Genomic DNA, 13644 nt, shown 5'->3' with positions numbered 1-13644 from the left:
GATCCATTAAGACGATTCGCGCGCCTCACGGGGGTAAGCGATCCGAGGCGGTCCGCTGCGTGACGGGGTGTATCGGGCTGCGAAATGGTCACACGTTGCCCCCACCCTTCCCATGCTTCGCACGGGCCCCTTCCCTCCCCCGCTTCGCAGGAGAGGGAGCTAAATCCCCTCCCCTGCGTTAGCGGGGGAGGGTTAGGGAGGGGGCAACACGCTGCGAAAAGCTCCCCCTCACAAATCCGTCGCCGCCCCCGGCGTGCTGTGCCCCGGCCCGTCCGGCGCGCCCTGCCCGCCCGGCGGAGCCGGGCGGTTCTTGTCCAGCCGCCTTATGATGATGTCGCCCTCCGGCGTCACCTCCGGCGGGGCGTAGAGCGGCATCTGCCGCACCCATCCCTCCAGCGCCTTCATGAGCAGGTCGAGCCCCTGGCGCGCCTGATCCCCCGGCGTGCCGGGTGCCGGCGGTGGCGTCGCCGGGGTGTCGGCGGCGAACGCCGGAGCCGTCCAGGCCAGACTGGCGGCGAGGAGAACGGTGACGCTGCGCATGGCTCGCTCCTTCCAGGCGGATGGGGCCGCCTTACAATCATCGTAGGGCAAGGCCCAAAAAGCGAAAGCCCCTCGTCCACGGGGGACAAGGGGCTTTCGTCGACTCACGAAGAATGGTGCTCAGAACTCCTGCCAATCCGCCTCGTCGGCCGAGGCGCGCTGGAGCGTCGCTGCCTTGACGGCGGGAGCGGCCTTGCGCACGGCCGGCTTGGTCGCGGCGATGGTCCGCCGCAGCACCGGGGCCGACGCCGCGGCGGCCGACGCCTGGGGCACCGAGTCCAGCTTGAAGAAGCTGACGAGCGAGCGCAGGTCCGTCGCCTGATTGGCGAGCGACTGGGCGGCGGCCGTGGTTTCCTCCACGAGCGCGGCGTTCTTCTGGGTCATCTCGTCCATCTGGGCGACGGTGGCGTTGATCTCGTCCAGCGCCGACGCCTGCTCGCTGGAGGCGGACGCCATCTCGGCGATCAGGCCGGCGACCTGCTGGACGCCGGAGACGATGCCGCCCAGCGCGTCGCCGGCCTTCTTCACCAGATCCACGCCGTCGCGCACTTGGCTGTCGCTGTCCAGGATCAGGCTCTTGATCTCCTTCGACGCCTGGGCGGAGCGCTGGGCGAGGTTGCGCACCTCCTGCGCCACCACCGCGAAGCCGCGCCCGGCATCGCCGGCCCGCGCCGCCTCCACCGCCGCGTTCAGCGCCAGCAGGTTGGTCTGGAAGGCGATCTCGTCGATCACCCCGATGATGTCGGTGATCTTGCGGCTGGCGTCCTCGATCCGCTTCATCGCCTCGATCGCCGAGCCCGCCACAGCACCGCCCGATTCGGCGGAGGAGCGCGCATCGGCGGCCATGCCGTTCGCGCGGTGGGCGTTGTCGGCGTTGGAGCGGACGGTGGCGCCCAGCTCCTCCATGCTCGCCGCCGTCTCTTCCAGCGAGGACGCCTGCTGCTCCGTCCGTTCCGCAAGGTCGCTGGAGCCCAGCGACACTTCGGACGCGGCGCCGGAGATGGCGTCGGTGGCGCGCAGGATCTGCCCGACGATTTCGGAGAGCTTGGTGGAGGTGGCGTTGACGTCGGTCTTGAGGGTCTGGAAAGCGCCCTGGTAATCGCGCTCGACGCGCTTGTTGAGGTCGCCCTGGGCGAGCGCGCTGAGCACGGTGCCGAGGTCGGCGATGACGCTTTCCACCGTGTCGGTCAGGCGGTTGATGCCCGCCGACATGGTCTTGTAGAAGCCCTCCTTGTCCGCCAGATCGAGGCGGCGCGACAGGTCGCCCTTGGACACCGCGTCGATCAGCGTGGCGATCTCCTCGCCGATGGCCTTCTCGCGGGCGCGCTGGGCTTCCTCCTCGCGGCGTTCGGCCTCCAGCCGTTCGCGCTCGGCCTCGTCCATGCGCTTCTTCTCGATGGCGTTGTCCTTGAAGACCTGGACCGCCTGCGCCATCTGGCCGATTTCGTCCTGATTGGACAGTGCCGGGATGGACACCGTCAGGTCGCCGGCCGCCAGATTGGTCATCGTTCCGGTCATCGCCACCACCGGCTTCACGATCGACCGCGCCACCAGCCAGGCCAGCAGCAGGCCCAGCGCGAAGGCGCCGCCCGCGATGGTCATGTTGGCCGAGAAGGTGCGGCTCAGGCTCGCCTCGGTGTCGGACAGCACCTGCTCGCGGTCCTTGGTCTCGCCCTCGACCGTGCGGTCGGACAACTCGGCGAACTCCACGCCGCGCCCGGCCATGGTGTCGATCAGCTTGGCGTTCTCCACCACGGCGGCGGCCGTCTCGCGGAAGATGTCGACGTAGCGGTCGGACAGCTGGTCGGCCTCCTGCGCCAAGCGCTTGCGCGCCGGGTTGGTCAGGCGGTCGCCCAGCTTGCGGATCACGTCGTTGAAGGCGTCGTTGCGCGCCGACACCTCGGCGGCCGCCTTGTCGCTGGGGCTGGTGAAGAAGCGCGACGCGGCCAGCCGGGCCATCAGCAGCTTTTCCTGGGCGACGCCGGCCAGCGCCGCCGATTCCATCTCGCCGTCGGCCAGCAGGCCGGCGACGAGCTGCGCCATCGTCTCGCGCGCCTTCTCGCCCGCCGGGACGAGCTGGTCGTCATACAGCCGGTCGCGGCGCTGGCGCAGTTCCACCACCTTGCCGAAGTCGGCCACGTAGGCGTCGAAGAGCTGGTTCATCCGCTCCAGGTCGGCGCGGCGCGCGCCGGTCGTCCCCTCCAGCGTGGAACGCAGCTGCTTGGCGAGGCCCGCCTGCACCTTGCGGACCTGCTCGGCCACCTTCATGTCGCCGGAATTGTTGAAGTTGATGACCAGCCGGCGCATCTGCGCCACGCTGCCGTCGATGTCCATGACCTGGATGGAATGGCTGCTCACCGCCGCGTAGGAGCGGAAACCATCGCGCGCCGCACCCAGGCCGCCCACGCCGACGGCGACCACCACCGCAAGCAGGAGCAACACCACAAGGAACCCGAAATAGATGCGGGTCCCGACCTTGAAGCGCCCCGCCAGACTGCTTGCCTGCATCGACCTGATCCTCTGCCTGCGAACCGGCCGCGAACCCGAGTCACGCCGCCGGACGATGCGCCGGGCGCCCGAAGGGCCCCCAGCTCACCATATCTAAAATGCGGTCTATCCCGATTTGATTATCAAAGCGTTTCCACGCCGGTAACGCGGGCAAGATGACACCCCAAATTGCAATTAAAATTCGCCCCGCTCCCTGAAGGCATTCCGATCCTTCCTGCACCGCGGCAATCCAGTCGAAAAAGCACCGTCAAATAGTTGTTCGCCCAATCCTGACACGATAGATGATTATGTCTTTTTTCAACCACCGCGAGACAAGCGCGATTCGGAGCGGGGTGACCAAAGTCCCTGCGGTAACTTCTCGACCATATTCGGTTATGTGCTACGGAAGCCCCGAATACACTTAGTAATTTCAAAGATTTCGCTTGCCTCGCCGCAAGGGGTGTGTGAACAATGCGCCGAACATTGACAAGACCATTGCATTGGTTAGTAAGCATTGGAGTGCCGGGGCAATGAGTGAACCAGCGGCGCGCAAAAGGGGTCGGCGTGGATCCCCCGAATCCTGGTCTGTCGATGCGCATGTCGGTCAGCGCGTGCGCATGCGCAGAACCCTTCTGGGAATGAGCCAGGAAAAATTGGGCGAGGCGATCGGCCTGACATTTCAACAGGTTCAGAAGTACGAGCGCGGCTCGAACCGGATTTCCGCCGGAACGCTTTACCGCCTCGGACAAGTGCTTGACGTTCCGGTAAGCTTCTTTTTCGACTGCTACGACGACCCGCGAATCCCCGGCGGCAAGGCGCGCACGGCCGAGTCCTCCACGACGACGGCCAGCGTCATCAGCCGGCGGGAAGCGCGCCTGCTGCGGCTCTGGCGCGAGGCGCCGGAGTCGGTGGCCGATGAATTGCTGTCGCTCCTCGGTTCCCTGTCGCCCCACCTGCGCGAGGCCCGCGAGGACGAGGACGACGCGTCAGCGGACGAGCCGTCGGCGGGCGCAGCACCGGCCGCGGAGCCTCCTCCGGTCAAGCGCCCGGCTGCGTCGCGCGTGAAGGTCGAAGCCGCAGGCTCCGGCAAGGCCCGGCGGCGCCATGGCGCGGTCTGGGACCCGACGGACATCTACCGCGCCACCAAGGCGTCGAAGACACCCACCTGACGCCCTTCTCTACGCAGAGGCATTGCGCTGCCAGCTATCCGGCAGCGCAACATGCATGCGAATTCCGACGGCCGTCCTCGGCGATGGGTCCCGCTCCTTGAAGCCGGTACTACTGAGTAGTATATGCTTGAGCCGTATACGGTGGGTGAGGAGGCGAACCATGACCGTGAAGACCTCGATCTCGCTGACGGACGAACAGGAAGCCTATGCACGCGGTCTTATCGAAACCGGACAGTATCCAAGCCTCAGCGCGGTTCTCCAGCGCGGCCTCGACATGCTTCGGCGCGACAACGAGAAGCGCGATGCGGAGGTTGATGCATTGCGGATTCTGATCGATCAGCGACGCGCTGGTGCTTTCATCGATCTCGACGAGGGCGAGGCGGAAACCCACGCGATGCTGGAGCGGAAGAGGAAAGCGCGTGGGGCTCTATAGGGTCCGCCGCGCGGCTTCCGTCACCCGCGACCTCGACCTCATCGAGAGCCACCTTGTCCAGGTCTACCAGGATCTCGGCGACGATGAGGAGAGCGCGACGGAGCGGGCGGCCATGCGCATTGTCGCGGCACTCGCCTACATGCGGTCGTTCGAATCACGTCCGCACCGTGGCACGGAGCATCCGGACATTCGGCCCGGCGTTCGCACCGTGACGAGCAGAAAGTTCGTCTTCTACTTCGAGATTGACGAGTCCTTGGCCGAAGTCAGGATTCTCGCCGTCTTCTTCGGAGGCGCAAACCACAGCCAGCAGATCTTGGACAGGCTGCGTCTGTGAATCTGCGGCGATGGCCAAGCCCCTGCAAGGCATTCGGTGCCCTGCAGGGGCTTGGTGCCGTGGACGAACCCCAGTTCGTTTCTGGAAAAATCGGTCAGAACCGAAGAATCGCCGCCGTGGAGGCTCCGGACGGCAGTTCGGCCTTCGCCACCACATGGACCTCGCCGCCGCGCAGCAGGGTCTCCGTCGTCGCATGCTCCACAAGGTCGATGGCACCGTCGGTTTCCCGATGATGCGGGAAGGCGCGGTGGTAGTCTTCGCGGTAGTGGCCCCAGACCTTGTCGTTCTCGGCCACCAGCAGCACGCCGACCCGCCCTTCGCGGGCGGCCACCATCACGTCCTCGGCGCGCGTCGTGGTGCGCTCGGCGGTGGCGCGGTCGCCGTGCAGGGCGTTGAAATGCTCCAGCGCGGCGCGGCGGGATTGCTCGAACATCGGCTTCACCACCTCGTAGGCGCGACGGTGGATCTCCTCCGGTTCCAGCGCGTCGGGGTTGGCGACGACTCCCTGCCCGATCAGCGCGCGCGGGTGCGTGTCCTTGCGGACATGGCCCTGGATCTCGTCCTCCGCGACCAGCACGAGCGGCCCGTGGAACAGCTTCAGGTGATCCTGCACCTTGCCGCAGACGCGTCCGACATAGGAGATCAGGTGGGCCTTGCGCAGCTCCTCCGGATCCTCGCCGAAGTTGTGCGTCTTCACCATGGCGATGCTGCCCCGGTCGGTGCGGTCGCCGTGGCGGGCCGGCGGGGCGGAGTTCAGGTTATTCTCGTCATAGTCGGTCTCGGCGTGGATTTCCGCCACGCCGTGCGGCAGTTCCACGTCCTCCTCCGCGATGCCGTGCCGCGTTGCGGAGAACAGGCGCGCCCGGCCGGCGGTGATCGCCAGGATCATGAAGTTGCCGTCATCCGCCAGCAGCGGCAGCAGGGGCCGCAGCGTGAAGCGGGAATTGACGGTGACCTCCTCCGGCGTCTCGACCGGGACGCGGTGGATCGCGCTCACGCCCTTCGCCAGGTACACCGCCAGTCCACGGTCCATGTGGCGCCAGAATTCGCCCTGGTCGAGAAGGTCGGCGGCGGGCTTCATGAAAGCCTCCGCGTCCGGACGGCGCATGTTGTGCTTTTCGCACAACTCGTCCTGAGCCTTGGCGACCAGGTTCCTCAGCCGGATCACGTCCTGACGGATCTCGCGGCCGGCGATGTGGGTGGGCATGAAGATGGACACCGCCGGGGCGGTATCGACGGCCATAAGCCGCTCCAGATCGTTTTTGCTGAACATCGCCTTCACGTCGCTTGTTCGGTGGTGCCTGTCGGCAGCAACCGGCGCGTCGGCGTATGGTTCCTGGCCCCTATCGACAGGGCAGGAACGGGGTAAAGGGCGCCTATGACCTTTCCCGGTCCAGAAAAATCAGGGAATTACCAGCCCCTGATCACCAGCCCCTGATCACCAACTCCGGACTGGGCCGACGTCCAGATGCACGAAACCGCTGCGCGGGTAATAGCCGACGCCGCCAGCCTCCAGTTCCAAGGCGGCCTCGGCGATGGACTTCAACCCGACGTCGGGCAGCATGATGTCCACCGCCATGCCGCGGGTGTGATAGCTCTCCTTCGCGACCCCGCGGGAGCGGCGGCGCGCCATGGCGTTGGTCCGGCGGGAGCGGTAGCCGCAGATCACCCGGAACGGCTCGTCGGACTCCACGCTCTGGTGCACGCGCGCCAGCAGGTCGAACAGGCGTGGGTCGAACTTGCAGACCTGCTTGGCGCGATGATCGCGCAGCAGCACGTCCAGCCTCTTCAGCGCGTCGGCCTTGTAGGCGCCGTCGGCCCAATAGACGCCGCTGAAGCGCTCGTTCGTGTTCACATTGTGCAGAGAGATGCGGCGCACGCCTCCGACCAGCGGAGCCGCCTGCGCGGGCGCGGCCGGAACCAGGGCCGGAACGGCCAGCGCGGTCAGGGTCGCGGCGGCGAAGGTCAGAAACCCACGGCGGCCAGTCTCGCGTCCATTCAGCGGCGCGATACGGTCGTCAGTCCCCAAAAGGCATCCCTCCCCACAGGCGTTTGCGGGCGGGCCGCGCCGTTCCATCGCCGGACGGCCCCTCTGGCTGGATCGACCCCAGCCCTAGCGTGGGGCGATCCAAAATCTTGTGGTCATACTGAACGCTTATCCCTATAGGCGAGGGATAGCCGACGATCAACCCTTTTTTGTTAGAAAAAGGTCACAGTCTCGCCAAATCGGTTGCACCTTTCGTCAAGGCCCTTGCGCAAAGGCCACATCTCCCCTGAGGAATCGCCGGGACGGCGAACCACGCCTCGAAGCCGGGGCATGGACATACTACATTCACGACCAACGGACCGCCGTCGTGACGCCGAAAGCGAGGGGAAAACCATGCACGCAACCGACACGCATCCTGCCAGGCGTGTTCTCGCCACTCTGGCACTGGCGGTTTCCGTGCTGGTGGGCTCGGCTGCATCCGACTCCGGCGTGGCCCGCGCCGCGTCCTACCGGGATTCCCTGACCGCCTGGGCGGACCGGCTGGACGCTGCCGCGGCCGAGCTGGACACCGCCCCCGGCGGGTCGGTCACCCGCGTCGGGCCGGGTCCGCTGCTGAAGAAAGGTGTTTCCGGGGAACGCGTGGCCCTGCTGACGCAGCGTCTGGTCGAGCTGGGCTTCCTCACCGAATCGCAGCGCACCGACCAGTTCACGGAGACGGTGGACACCGCCGTGCGCGCCTATCAGGTGGCGCAGGGGCTGCGGCCCGACGGGCTGGTCGGCGGCGGCACGCGCGTGGCGCTCGACCGCACGGCCCAGGAATCGGCGGCGCAGATGCGGCGCAGCGCCGCCTCCATGCGCACGGTCCGCGACACGGCCCCCGACACCATCATCCTGGTCAACCTGCCGAGCCAGACCACCACGCTGGTCCGCGACGGGCAGGAGGCGATGACCATGCGCTCCATCGTCGGCCGCCCCTCGCGCGAGACGCCGATGCTGGAGGACCGCGTCACCCACGTCATCGTGAACCCGACCTGGACCGTGCCGCCGACGGTGCTGAAGGAGGACAAGATGCCGCTGCTGCGGGCCAAGGGCTCGCCCGGCATCCAGAACGCGGTCGTCTACCTGGACGGCGCCCCGGTGGAGCCCGCCATCGTGGACTGGAGCAGCGTGTCGCCCAACCGCGTGCGCATCGTGCAGCAGCCGGGCGACCATAACGCGCTGGGCCGGTTCCGCTTCAACCTGACCAACCCCTACAACATCTACCTGCACGGCACGAACGAGCCGAAGCTGTTCGACAAGGAGATCCGCACGGTCAGCTCCGGCTGCGTGCGGCTGGAGGACGCGCGTGGCATGGCCGAACTGCTTCTGGCGGACGAGCATATCGGCCCCGAGCGGCTGACCCGCATGCTCAACCGGCCGGAACCGCAGTGGGTGAAGCTGTCCCGCCCGGTGCCGGTGCGCTTCGTCTACTGGACCGCCACGGTCGAGGACGGCGGCCGCGTCCACCTGCACCCGGACATCTACGACCTGAGCGACGACACCGCGGACTCCCCGCACCCCGCGCCGCCGCAGCGGGCGTAAGGGCGCATCCCTTACAGATTTTCCAGCGTACTAAGTGACTGATCCGATGCTTAAAAGCCCCTCTCCCTTGAGGGGAGAGGGGTTGGGGTGAGGGTGGCAGCCGGCGTATGTCGGCCGGAAATTCTGATTTCCGCCCTGCCGGGCGTAACGACCCCTCATCCCAACCCTTCTCCCCCAAGGGGAGAAGGGTTTTTTTTATTTCCAGATCAGCCGCTCGCCACGGTGCAAACCATCACGACGCGTGCAGCTCCGTGTCGGAGCCCGCCGCGCGCCAGACTTTGGAGGCGGTGGGGCCGGTGTCGCCGGTCGTCTCCACATACTTCACGGGATCGCCGGTCTTCAGGTCGTTCAGGTCCACATTGAGGCAGCTGTTGCGGTGGAAATAGAGCTGCGTCCCCGTGTTGGTCAGGATGAAGCCGTGGTCCTCGTTAGGGTAGAGCTGGGCGACGCGGCCCGGCTGTTCCGGCTCGTGGGTCTTCACGTCGCGGCGCTGCTTGTCCTTGTATTCCTTCAACTGGCGCTCGGCGGCCTCGAAGGCGTCGCGGATCGAGGTGCGGGCGTCCGGGTTGGCGTAGCGTTCCTTCGCCTTGTTCGGCTTGCGGCTGACCACGATGTCGTTGCCGGGCACCATCAGCTCGATATGGACGTCGTAGACGTTGCCGGTCTTGTGCTGGCGGTGCTGGAACTCCACGGCGACGCGCATGCCGACCAGCCGGTCGTACAGCTTCTCCAGCTTTTCCGCCCGCTCGCGGATGTAGGTCTCCAGCTCCGGCTGGCTGTCCATGTTGTGGAACGCGATTTCCAGGTTTGTGTCCATGGGGAGGTCCTCATAAGGCACGGAGGAAGGGCGCACGGAACAGCGGCGCGCGGCGTGAAAGGGCGGGTGCGACGAGCGGAGCGTCAGCCGCCGCCACGGCGCGGCCGGCGCGGCGCGCGCGGGCGCGACACGGCGTCTTCCGTACCGGCGCCGGCGTTCTCGGGCCAGGGCTCGCGGTCCCCGGCGCCGGGGATCTGGAACTCCTCGCCCTGATCGGCGACGCCCGGCATCTCGCCCTGGTTCGCCATGCTCAGCACCGGCTCGACCGGTTCCGTCCGTTCGGCCGTGTCGTCGGGACCGTGCGCCGGGTTGGGCAGCAAGGTGCCCCGGTAGTTGTCCTCTATGGCGATTTCTTCCCGGGCAAGCGTCCAATGGTCCTCGGCGCGGCCCTCCGGCCGGCCCTCGCGTTCCCAGATCTGGTAAGCGCGCTTTTCGATCCGGCTTTCCAAATCCTCGGCCATCCGGGCTGTCTCCTTCCTGCTTGCTGTGCGGCAACCTTAACCGCAAGGAAAGGCGGATGGTTCCACCCGCGGATCGCCCGAGGGTGGACACACGCCGACCGCGATTGTTGGATTCCCGCACAGCTGTGTACTTGCAATAATTGCCATACGGAGGCAATCATGCGAGCCGGCCGGTCCTGGAACGATCGGCGGATGCAGCGGTGCGGAGACAGCGATGGCGGAGACCGGGATCCGTGGGCCGAAACGACGCTACAGCGCGCGTCCGCGGCCGCTCGGACAGGCCGCCCCCGCCCGCCCCGCCCGGCGCCCGGCACCCAACCAGCCCATCCCTCCGGCGGCGGAGGACGCGGCGGAGCAGCGGCTGCGGCGCGTGCAGAAGGCCGCCGTCGTGGCCCTCGCCACGCTGGCCGAGCACAAGGACCCCTTCGCGTCCCAGCACATCCTGCGCGTCTCCCGCCTGACCGACGAGATCGCGCGGGTGCTCCAGCAGTCCGGCCCGTACCGCGACCAGATCGGCGCGCGCTTCCGGGAGGATCTGCGCGTCGCCTCCATGCTGCACGACGTGGGCAAGGTGACCATCCCCGACGGCGTCCTCCAGAAGCCCGGACGCCTCGACCCGCAGGAGCGGGCGCTGATGCAGAAGCACAGCCACAACGGACGCCGCATCCTCGCCCGCGCCGCCCGCCTGTCGGAGGCCGGCGGCTATCTGGAACTGGGGGCGGAGATCGCCGGCTATCACCACGAGAAGTTCGACGGGTCCGGCTATCCCTACGGCGTCAAGGGCACGGAGATCCCGCTGGCGGCGCGCATCGTCTCGGTCGCCGACGTGTTCGACGCGCTGACCCACCGCCGCTCCTACAAGGACGCTTGGCCGGTGGAGGAGGCGGTGGCCTATGTCCGCGACCGCGCGGGCGTTGAGTTCGACCCGGTGGTGGTCGATGCCTTCCTGACCGCGCTGGAGGCGCGCGCGGCGGTCACCATCATCCAGTGGACCGACGACATGAGCGTCGGGGTCGACGATCTCGACAACGACCACCGCGTGCTGATCGACCTGATGAACCAGCTGGCCAGCGCCGACGCGCGGCACGACCACATCACGCTGGAAGCGGTGCTGGACGAGCTGGTGGACTACACGGTCTTCCATTTCGAGCGCGAGGAACAGTATCTGGAACAGGCTGGCTATCCCGCCCTGGCCGGGCACCGGCGCGTGCACGCGGACCTGACCGGACAGGTGATGGCGATCCGGCGCAGGCTGGTCTCCTCCGCCCGCAACGAGTTGGGGGACGAAGTCCTCGCCTTCCTGAGCTCCTGGCTGCAAGAGCACATCCTGAAGACCGACGCGCTCTACATGCCCTTCCTCGTCCCGCAGGCGCGGGCGGAAAGCGCGTGACTTCGCATCACTTTGGGGGCGTTGCCGTTTGAATTACCACCTAAGGAGTGGTATTCGACGGAGACGGATGACCGGTCCCGCGTGACGCGGCTGGGCCAGCAGTCGGGACCCTGAATGTGAGCGCATTCCGCAGCACCGCCTTCGCCCTGGCCCTGTTCGGCTCCGCCCTCGCCCTGGCCCCCCTCGCCCTGCCCCGCCCCGCATCGGCGGGCACCACGGCCGATGGCCGCGCCCTGCTCCAGCTCGGCCTTTACCAGAAGGAAGGCGAGGCGCGCTGGGCCTGGGAAAGTCTGCAACGCAAATCGCCCGAACTGGCCGAGGGGCTGACGCCCAAGGTCGTCCCGCTCGACGCCAAGCGCCAGGGCGGCGGCGTGGCCCTGCGCGCGACCGCCCCGGCCGGGCTGGACGTCCAGTCGCTGTGCCGGCGCATGGTCGGGGCCGGCTTCGGCTGTCTGGTTCTGGACGCGCCGGCCGCTCCCCCCTCCACCTCGGCCGCCGTTCCGACTCCGCCGCCCGCCGCCGCTCCGCCGCCCCTACAGCCGGCGACGGCACCGGCGTCGTCCTCCACGCCCCCCCTTCAGCCGGCGGCAGCCCCGCCGCCCGCCCCGCCTTCCATGCTCACCAACGCGGCGCCCGCCGCCGAAGGCGCCTTCCACTATGGCCCGGACGACGCGCGGACCATGGCGGAGATCGAGAAGGCCGGCCGCCGCAAGGGCCGGCTGGGCGCGGTGATCCCCGACACCAAATGGGACGTCGCGCCGGCGACCCTGAAGCGGGAGAACTGGAACCTCTGCGCGCTGACCTTCGACGACGGCCCGCACCGGGTGGTGACGCGCCAGATCCTGGAGGTGCTGAACCGCGAGGGCATCCGCGCCACCTATTTCCCGGTCGCCAAGGTCGCCGCCACCCAGGGCGACGTGATCCGCGATTTCCTGGCCGCCGGACACGAGATCGGCAACCACAGCCTGACCCATTCCGACCTGCGGGTGATGTCGCCCGAGGACCAGCGCCACGAGATCGCCGAGGCCAACCGCATCCTGCGCACCTTCGGCGCCAACCCGGTGCTGTTCCGCCCGCCCTACGGGCGCTACACGCTTGACCTGCTGTCCATCGCCCGCGACGAGCGCATGAGCCCGGTGCTGTGGACCGTGGACACCCGCGACTGGCAGGTCCGCGACCCCGACAAGATCGTCCAGCATGTGAAGACCGAGGCGGGGACCGGCAGCGTGCTCCTGCTGCACTCCACCTACCCCTCCACCGTGACCGCCCTGCCCCGCGTCATCAAGGAGATGCGCGACAAGGGCTGCGAGTTCGTCACCCTGTCGGAATGGATCGACCGGATGCGCCTGCTGGCGAACCCCAGCGTCGTCAACGCCAGCGAACCCGTCGTCAGCGCCAGCGCCCCCACCGCGACGACCCGGAACTGAGGGCGCCAACATTGGCTCCCTCGCTCATCTCCGATGGGCGAGGGGGCTAATTCAACGCCCGGCCTTCTTGCGGGCCTGCGCGTATTTGCGGATGGCGGCGTCGACGTCGGCGGGCAGCACGGACCAGTTGCCGGCGACCTTGCCGTCCTTGACCTCGCTGATGCCGGCGGTGGTCTGGAAGGTAAAGTTGCCGAACTGATCGGCCACCCGCACGGTGATGCGCGCGTTCTGCCCCTTGATGAGCGAGCCGTCGAAGTTGGTCGCCACGAAGCCCTGCGTGTTGATCACGGCGAGCGGAAAACTCTTGCCGTCGAATTCGATGGCGCTGCCGGGTCCGCCGCGCTGAGCCGGCGCCGGCTTGCGCTTTTCTTGGACCGTAACTTTCAGGAAATCGAAAACGCCCATGTGAGCCCCCGCAGCACCGCAGGGCCGTCCGGCCCGGCAGCGCGATTTAAGCGCGAGGGCCCTCGGCGGGCAACCACTTCTGTGTGTCTCAGGGCCGTTCGCCCTACGACCGGCGCCCGGTGCGATCGACAGCCCGGCACCATGCGCCATGCGCCCGCCGGGCGCACAGCACGGTGAAGGGCGTCAGGGTGACCAGCACGGTGGCCATGCCGACGAACACCGACAGCGCTCCCGCCGCGTCGGATGCGCCCAGGTGGGACGCCAGCCGCGCCAGCAGGTGAAGCGTCAGCGTGGCCAGAACGGCGGCCGACAGGGCGTGCGGGAAGAAACCGTAGGACTTGGCGTCGCGCGCAGCGGCACGGCCTGCGTCGATCAGCGGCCGCTTCCAGCGCGGACGCGGTGGTGGGTAAGACGACCCGTAGACATCCAGCATGGGCACCTCCCCTTCGCCGCCCTTCCGATTCGACCGATCGGACCGGGGCACCACCACTATAACGGGGAAGCGGCGCGATTCCTAAAATACGATGTATTTAACTCCTTCGACCGAGTCGCCCTCCGAAGGTCATGGGGCAAAGGGGGAATGCACCTCCTGTGTACGCTCTCCACAGAGTCT

13 protein-coding genes and 1 pseudogene are annotated in these 13644 nt (G+C 67.7%); 6 read left to right on the top strand and 8 right to left on the bottom strand.

The features are described 5' to 3' along the window. Window positions 1–228 precede the first annotated feature (228 nt). Both ACSVC7_RS26690 and ACSVC7_RS26685 read right to left on the bottom strand, forming a co-directional pair. Entirely contained in the window at window positions 229–540 is a 312-nt protein-coding gene (locus ACSVC7_RS26690) for a hypothetical protein (protein WP_448207640.1), read from the bottom strand. 120 nt (window positions 541–660) lie between these two features. Next, the gene (locus ACSVC7_RS26685) at window positions 661–3048 is read right to left on the bottom strand and encodes a methyl-accepting chemotaxis protein (protein WP_448207641.1); all 2388 of its coding nucleotides are present in this window, start codon (window positions 3046–3048) and stop codon (window positions 661–663) included. A 509-nt stretch (window positions 3049–3557) separates the two neighbouring features. Between ACSVC7_RS26685 and ACSVC7_RS26680 the strand changes: the two are divergent. The 3 genes and pseudogenes from ACSVC7_RS26680 to ACSVC7_RS26670 form a co-directional block, all read left to right on the top strand. Next, window positions 3558–3816 (top strand): annotated as a pseudogene (locus tag ACSVC7_RS26680) (helix-turn-helix domain-containing protein); the annotation flags it as partial. 540 nt (window positions 3817–4356) lie between these two features. Next, window positions 4357–4629, top strand: coding sequence for a ribbon-helix-helix domain-containing protein (locus tag ACSVC7_RS26675; protein WP_448207642.1), 273 nt, complete (start codon window positions 4357–4359; stop codon window positions 4627–4629). Continuing rightward, window positions 4616–4963 (top strand): hypothetical protein, encoded by a 348-nt coding sequence (locus ACSVC7_RS26670; protein WP_448207643.1) that lies wholly within the window; start codon window positions 4616–4618, stop codon window positions 4961–4963. The genes ACSVC7_RS26675 and ACSVC7_RS26670 overlap by 14 nt, the downstream gene beginning before the upstream one ends. 94 nt (window positions 4964–5057) lie before the next feature. Here the strand turns inward: ACSVC7_RS26670 and ACSVC7_RS26665 are convergent, their stop codons facing one another. Continuing rightward, the gene (locus tag ACSVC7_RS26665) at window positions 5058–6236 is read right to left on the bottom strand and encodes a baeRF3 domain-containing protein (RefSeq protein ID WP_448207644.1); all 1179 of its coding nucleotides are present in this window, start codon (window positions 6234–6236) and stop codon (window positions 5058–5060) included. A gap of 165 nt (window positions 6237–6401) precedes the next feature. Next, a complete protein-coding gene (gene mepK, locus ACSVC7_RS26660; RefSeq protein ID WP_448207645.1) occupies window positions 6402–6992 on the bottom strand; it encodes a peptidoglycan L,D-endopeptidase MepK in 591 nt (196 codons plus the stop codon). A gap of 351 nt (window positions 6993–7343) precedes the next feature. Here mepK and ACSVC7_RS26655 point away from each other — a divergent pair, with 351 nt between their 5' ends. Continuing rightward, window positions 7344–8531 carry a L,D-transpeptidase family protein gene (locus ACSVC7_RS26655; RefSeq protein ID WP_448207646.1) on the top strand — a complete coding sequence of 396 codons (1188 nt, stop codon included), beginning with the start codon at window positions 7344–7346 and terminating at the stop codon, window positions 8529–8531. Window positions 8532–8763: 232 nt separating this feature from the next. Here ACSVC7_RS26655 and ACSVC7_RS26650 read toward each other — a convergent pair whose 3' ends face one another. Beyond that, complete coding sequence (locus ACSVC7_RS26650) at window positions 8764–9348, bottom strand: HPF/RaiA family ribosome-associated protein (RefSeq protein ID WP_448207647.1); 585 nt, start codon at window positions 9346–9348, stop codon at window positions 8764–8766. An 83-nt stretch (window positions 9349–9431) separates the two neighbouring features. Then, entirely contained in the window at window positions 9432–9809 is a 378-nt protein-coding gene (locus ACSVC7_RS26645; protein WP_448207648.1) for a DUF2934 domain-containing protein, read from the bottom strand. A 214-nt stretch (window positions 9810–10023) separates the two neighbouring features. Here ACSVC7_RS26645 and ACSVC7_RS26640 point away from each other — a divergent pair, with 214 nt between their 5' ends. Together ACSVC7_RS26640 and ACSVC7_RS26635 are read left to right on the top strand one after the other, a co-directional pair. After that, window positions 10024–11199, top strand: coding sequence for a bacteriohemerythrin (locus tag ACSVC7_RS26640; RefSeq protein WP_448207649.1), 1176 nt, complete (start codon window positions 10024–10026; stop codon window positions 11197–11199). A 116-nt stretch (window positions 11200–11315) separates the two neighbouring features. Next, window positions 11316–12626, top strand: coding sequence for a polysaccharide deacetylase family protein (locus ACSVC7_RS26635; RefSeq protein WP_448207650.1), 1311 nt, complete (start codon window positions 11316–11318; stop codon window positions 12624–12626). A 51-nt stretch (window positions 12627–12677) separates the two neighbouring features. Here ACSVC7_RS26635 and ACSVC7_RS26630 read toward each other — a convergent pair whose 3' ends face one another. Beyond that, window positions 12678–13031, bottom strand: coding sequence for a hypothetical protein (locus tag ACSVC7_RS26630; protein WP_448207651.1), 354 nt, complete (start codon window positions 13029–13031; stop codon window positions 12678–12680). Window positions 13032–13134: 103 nt separating this feature from the next. Then, entirely contained in the window at window positions 13135–13464 is a 330-nt protein-coding gene (locus tag ACSVC7_RS26625; RefSeq protein WP_448207652.1) for a hypothetical protein, read from the bottom strand. Between the last annotated feature and the right edge of the window lie 180 nt (window positions 13465–13644).

The organism is Azospirillum mesophilum (genome assembly GCF_053470405.2).
This window is presented reverse-complemented; position numbering and strand designations above follow the sequence as displayed.

Excerpts from the sequence above, each read along its gene's own strand:
- ACSVC7_RS26690 (WP_448207640.1), bottom strand. The coding sequence starts at position 540 with ATGCGCAGCGTCACCGTTCTCCTCGCCGCCAGTCTGGCCTGGACGGCT.
- ACSVC7_RS26685 (WP_448207641.1), bottom strand. The coding sequence starts at position 3,048 with ATGCAGGCAAGCAGTCTGGCGGGGCGCTTCAAGGTCGGGACCCGCATC.
- ACSVC7_RS26675 (WP_448207642.1), top strand. The coding sequence starts at position 4,357 with ATGACCGTGAAGACCTCGATCTCGCTGACGGACGAACAGGAAGCCTAT.
- ACSVC7_RS26665 (WP_448207644.1), bottom strand. The coding sequence starts at position 6,236 with ATGTTCAGCAAAAACGATCTGGAGCGGCTTATGGCCGTCGATACCGCC.
- ACSVC7_RS26655 (WP_448207646.1), top strand. The coding sequence starts at position 7,344 with ATGCACGCAACCGACACGCATCCTGCCAGGCGTGTTCTCGCCACTCTG.
- ACSVC7_RS26650 (WP_448207647.1), bottom strand. The coding sequence starts at position 9,348 with ATGGACACAAACCTGGAAATCGCGTTCCACAACATGGACAGCCAGCCG.
- ACSVC7_RS26645 (WP_448207648.1), bottom strand. The coding sequence starts at position 9,809 with ATGGCCGAGGATTTGGAAAGCCGGATCGAAAAGCGCGCTTACCAGATC.
- ACSVC7_RS26640 (WP_448207649.1), top strand. The coding sequence starts at position 10,024 with ATGGCGGAGACCGGGATCCGTGGGCCGAAACGACGCTACAGCGCGCGT.
- ACSVC7_RS26630 (WP_448207651.1), bottom strand. The coding sequence starts at position 13,031 with ATGGGCGTTTTCGATTTCCTGAAAGTTACGGTCCAAGAAAAGCGCAAG.
- ACSVC7_RS26625 (WP_448207652.1), bottom strand. The coding sequence starts at position 13,464 with ATGCTGGATGTCTACGGGTCGTCTTACCCACCACCGCGTCCGCGCTGG.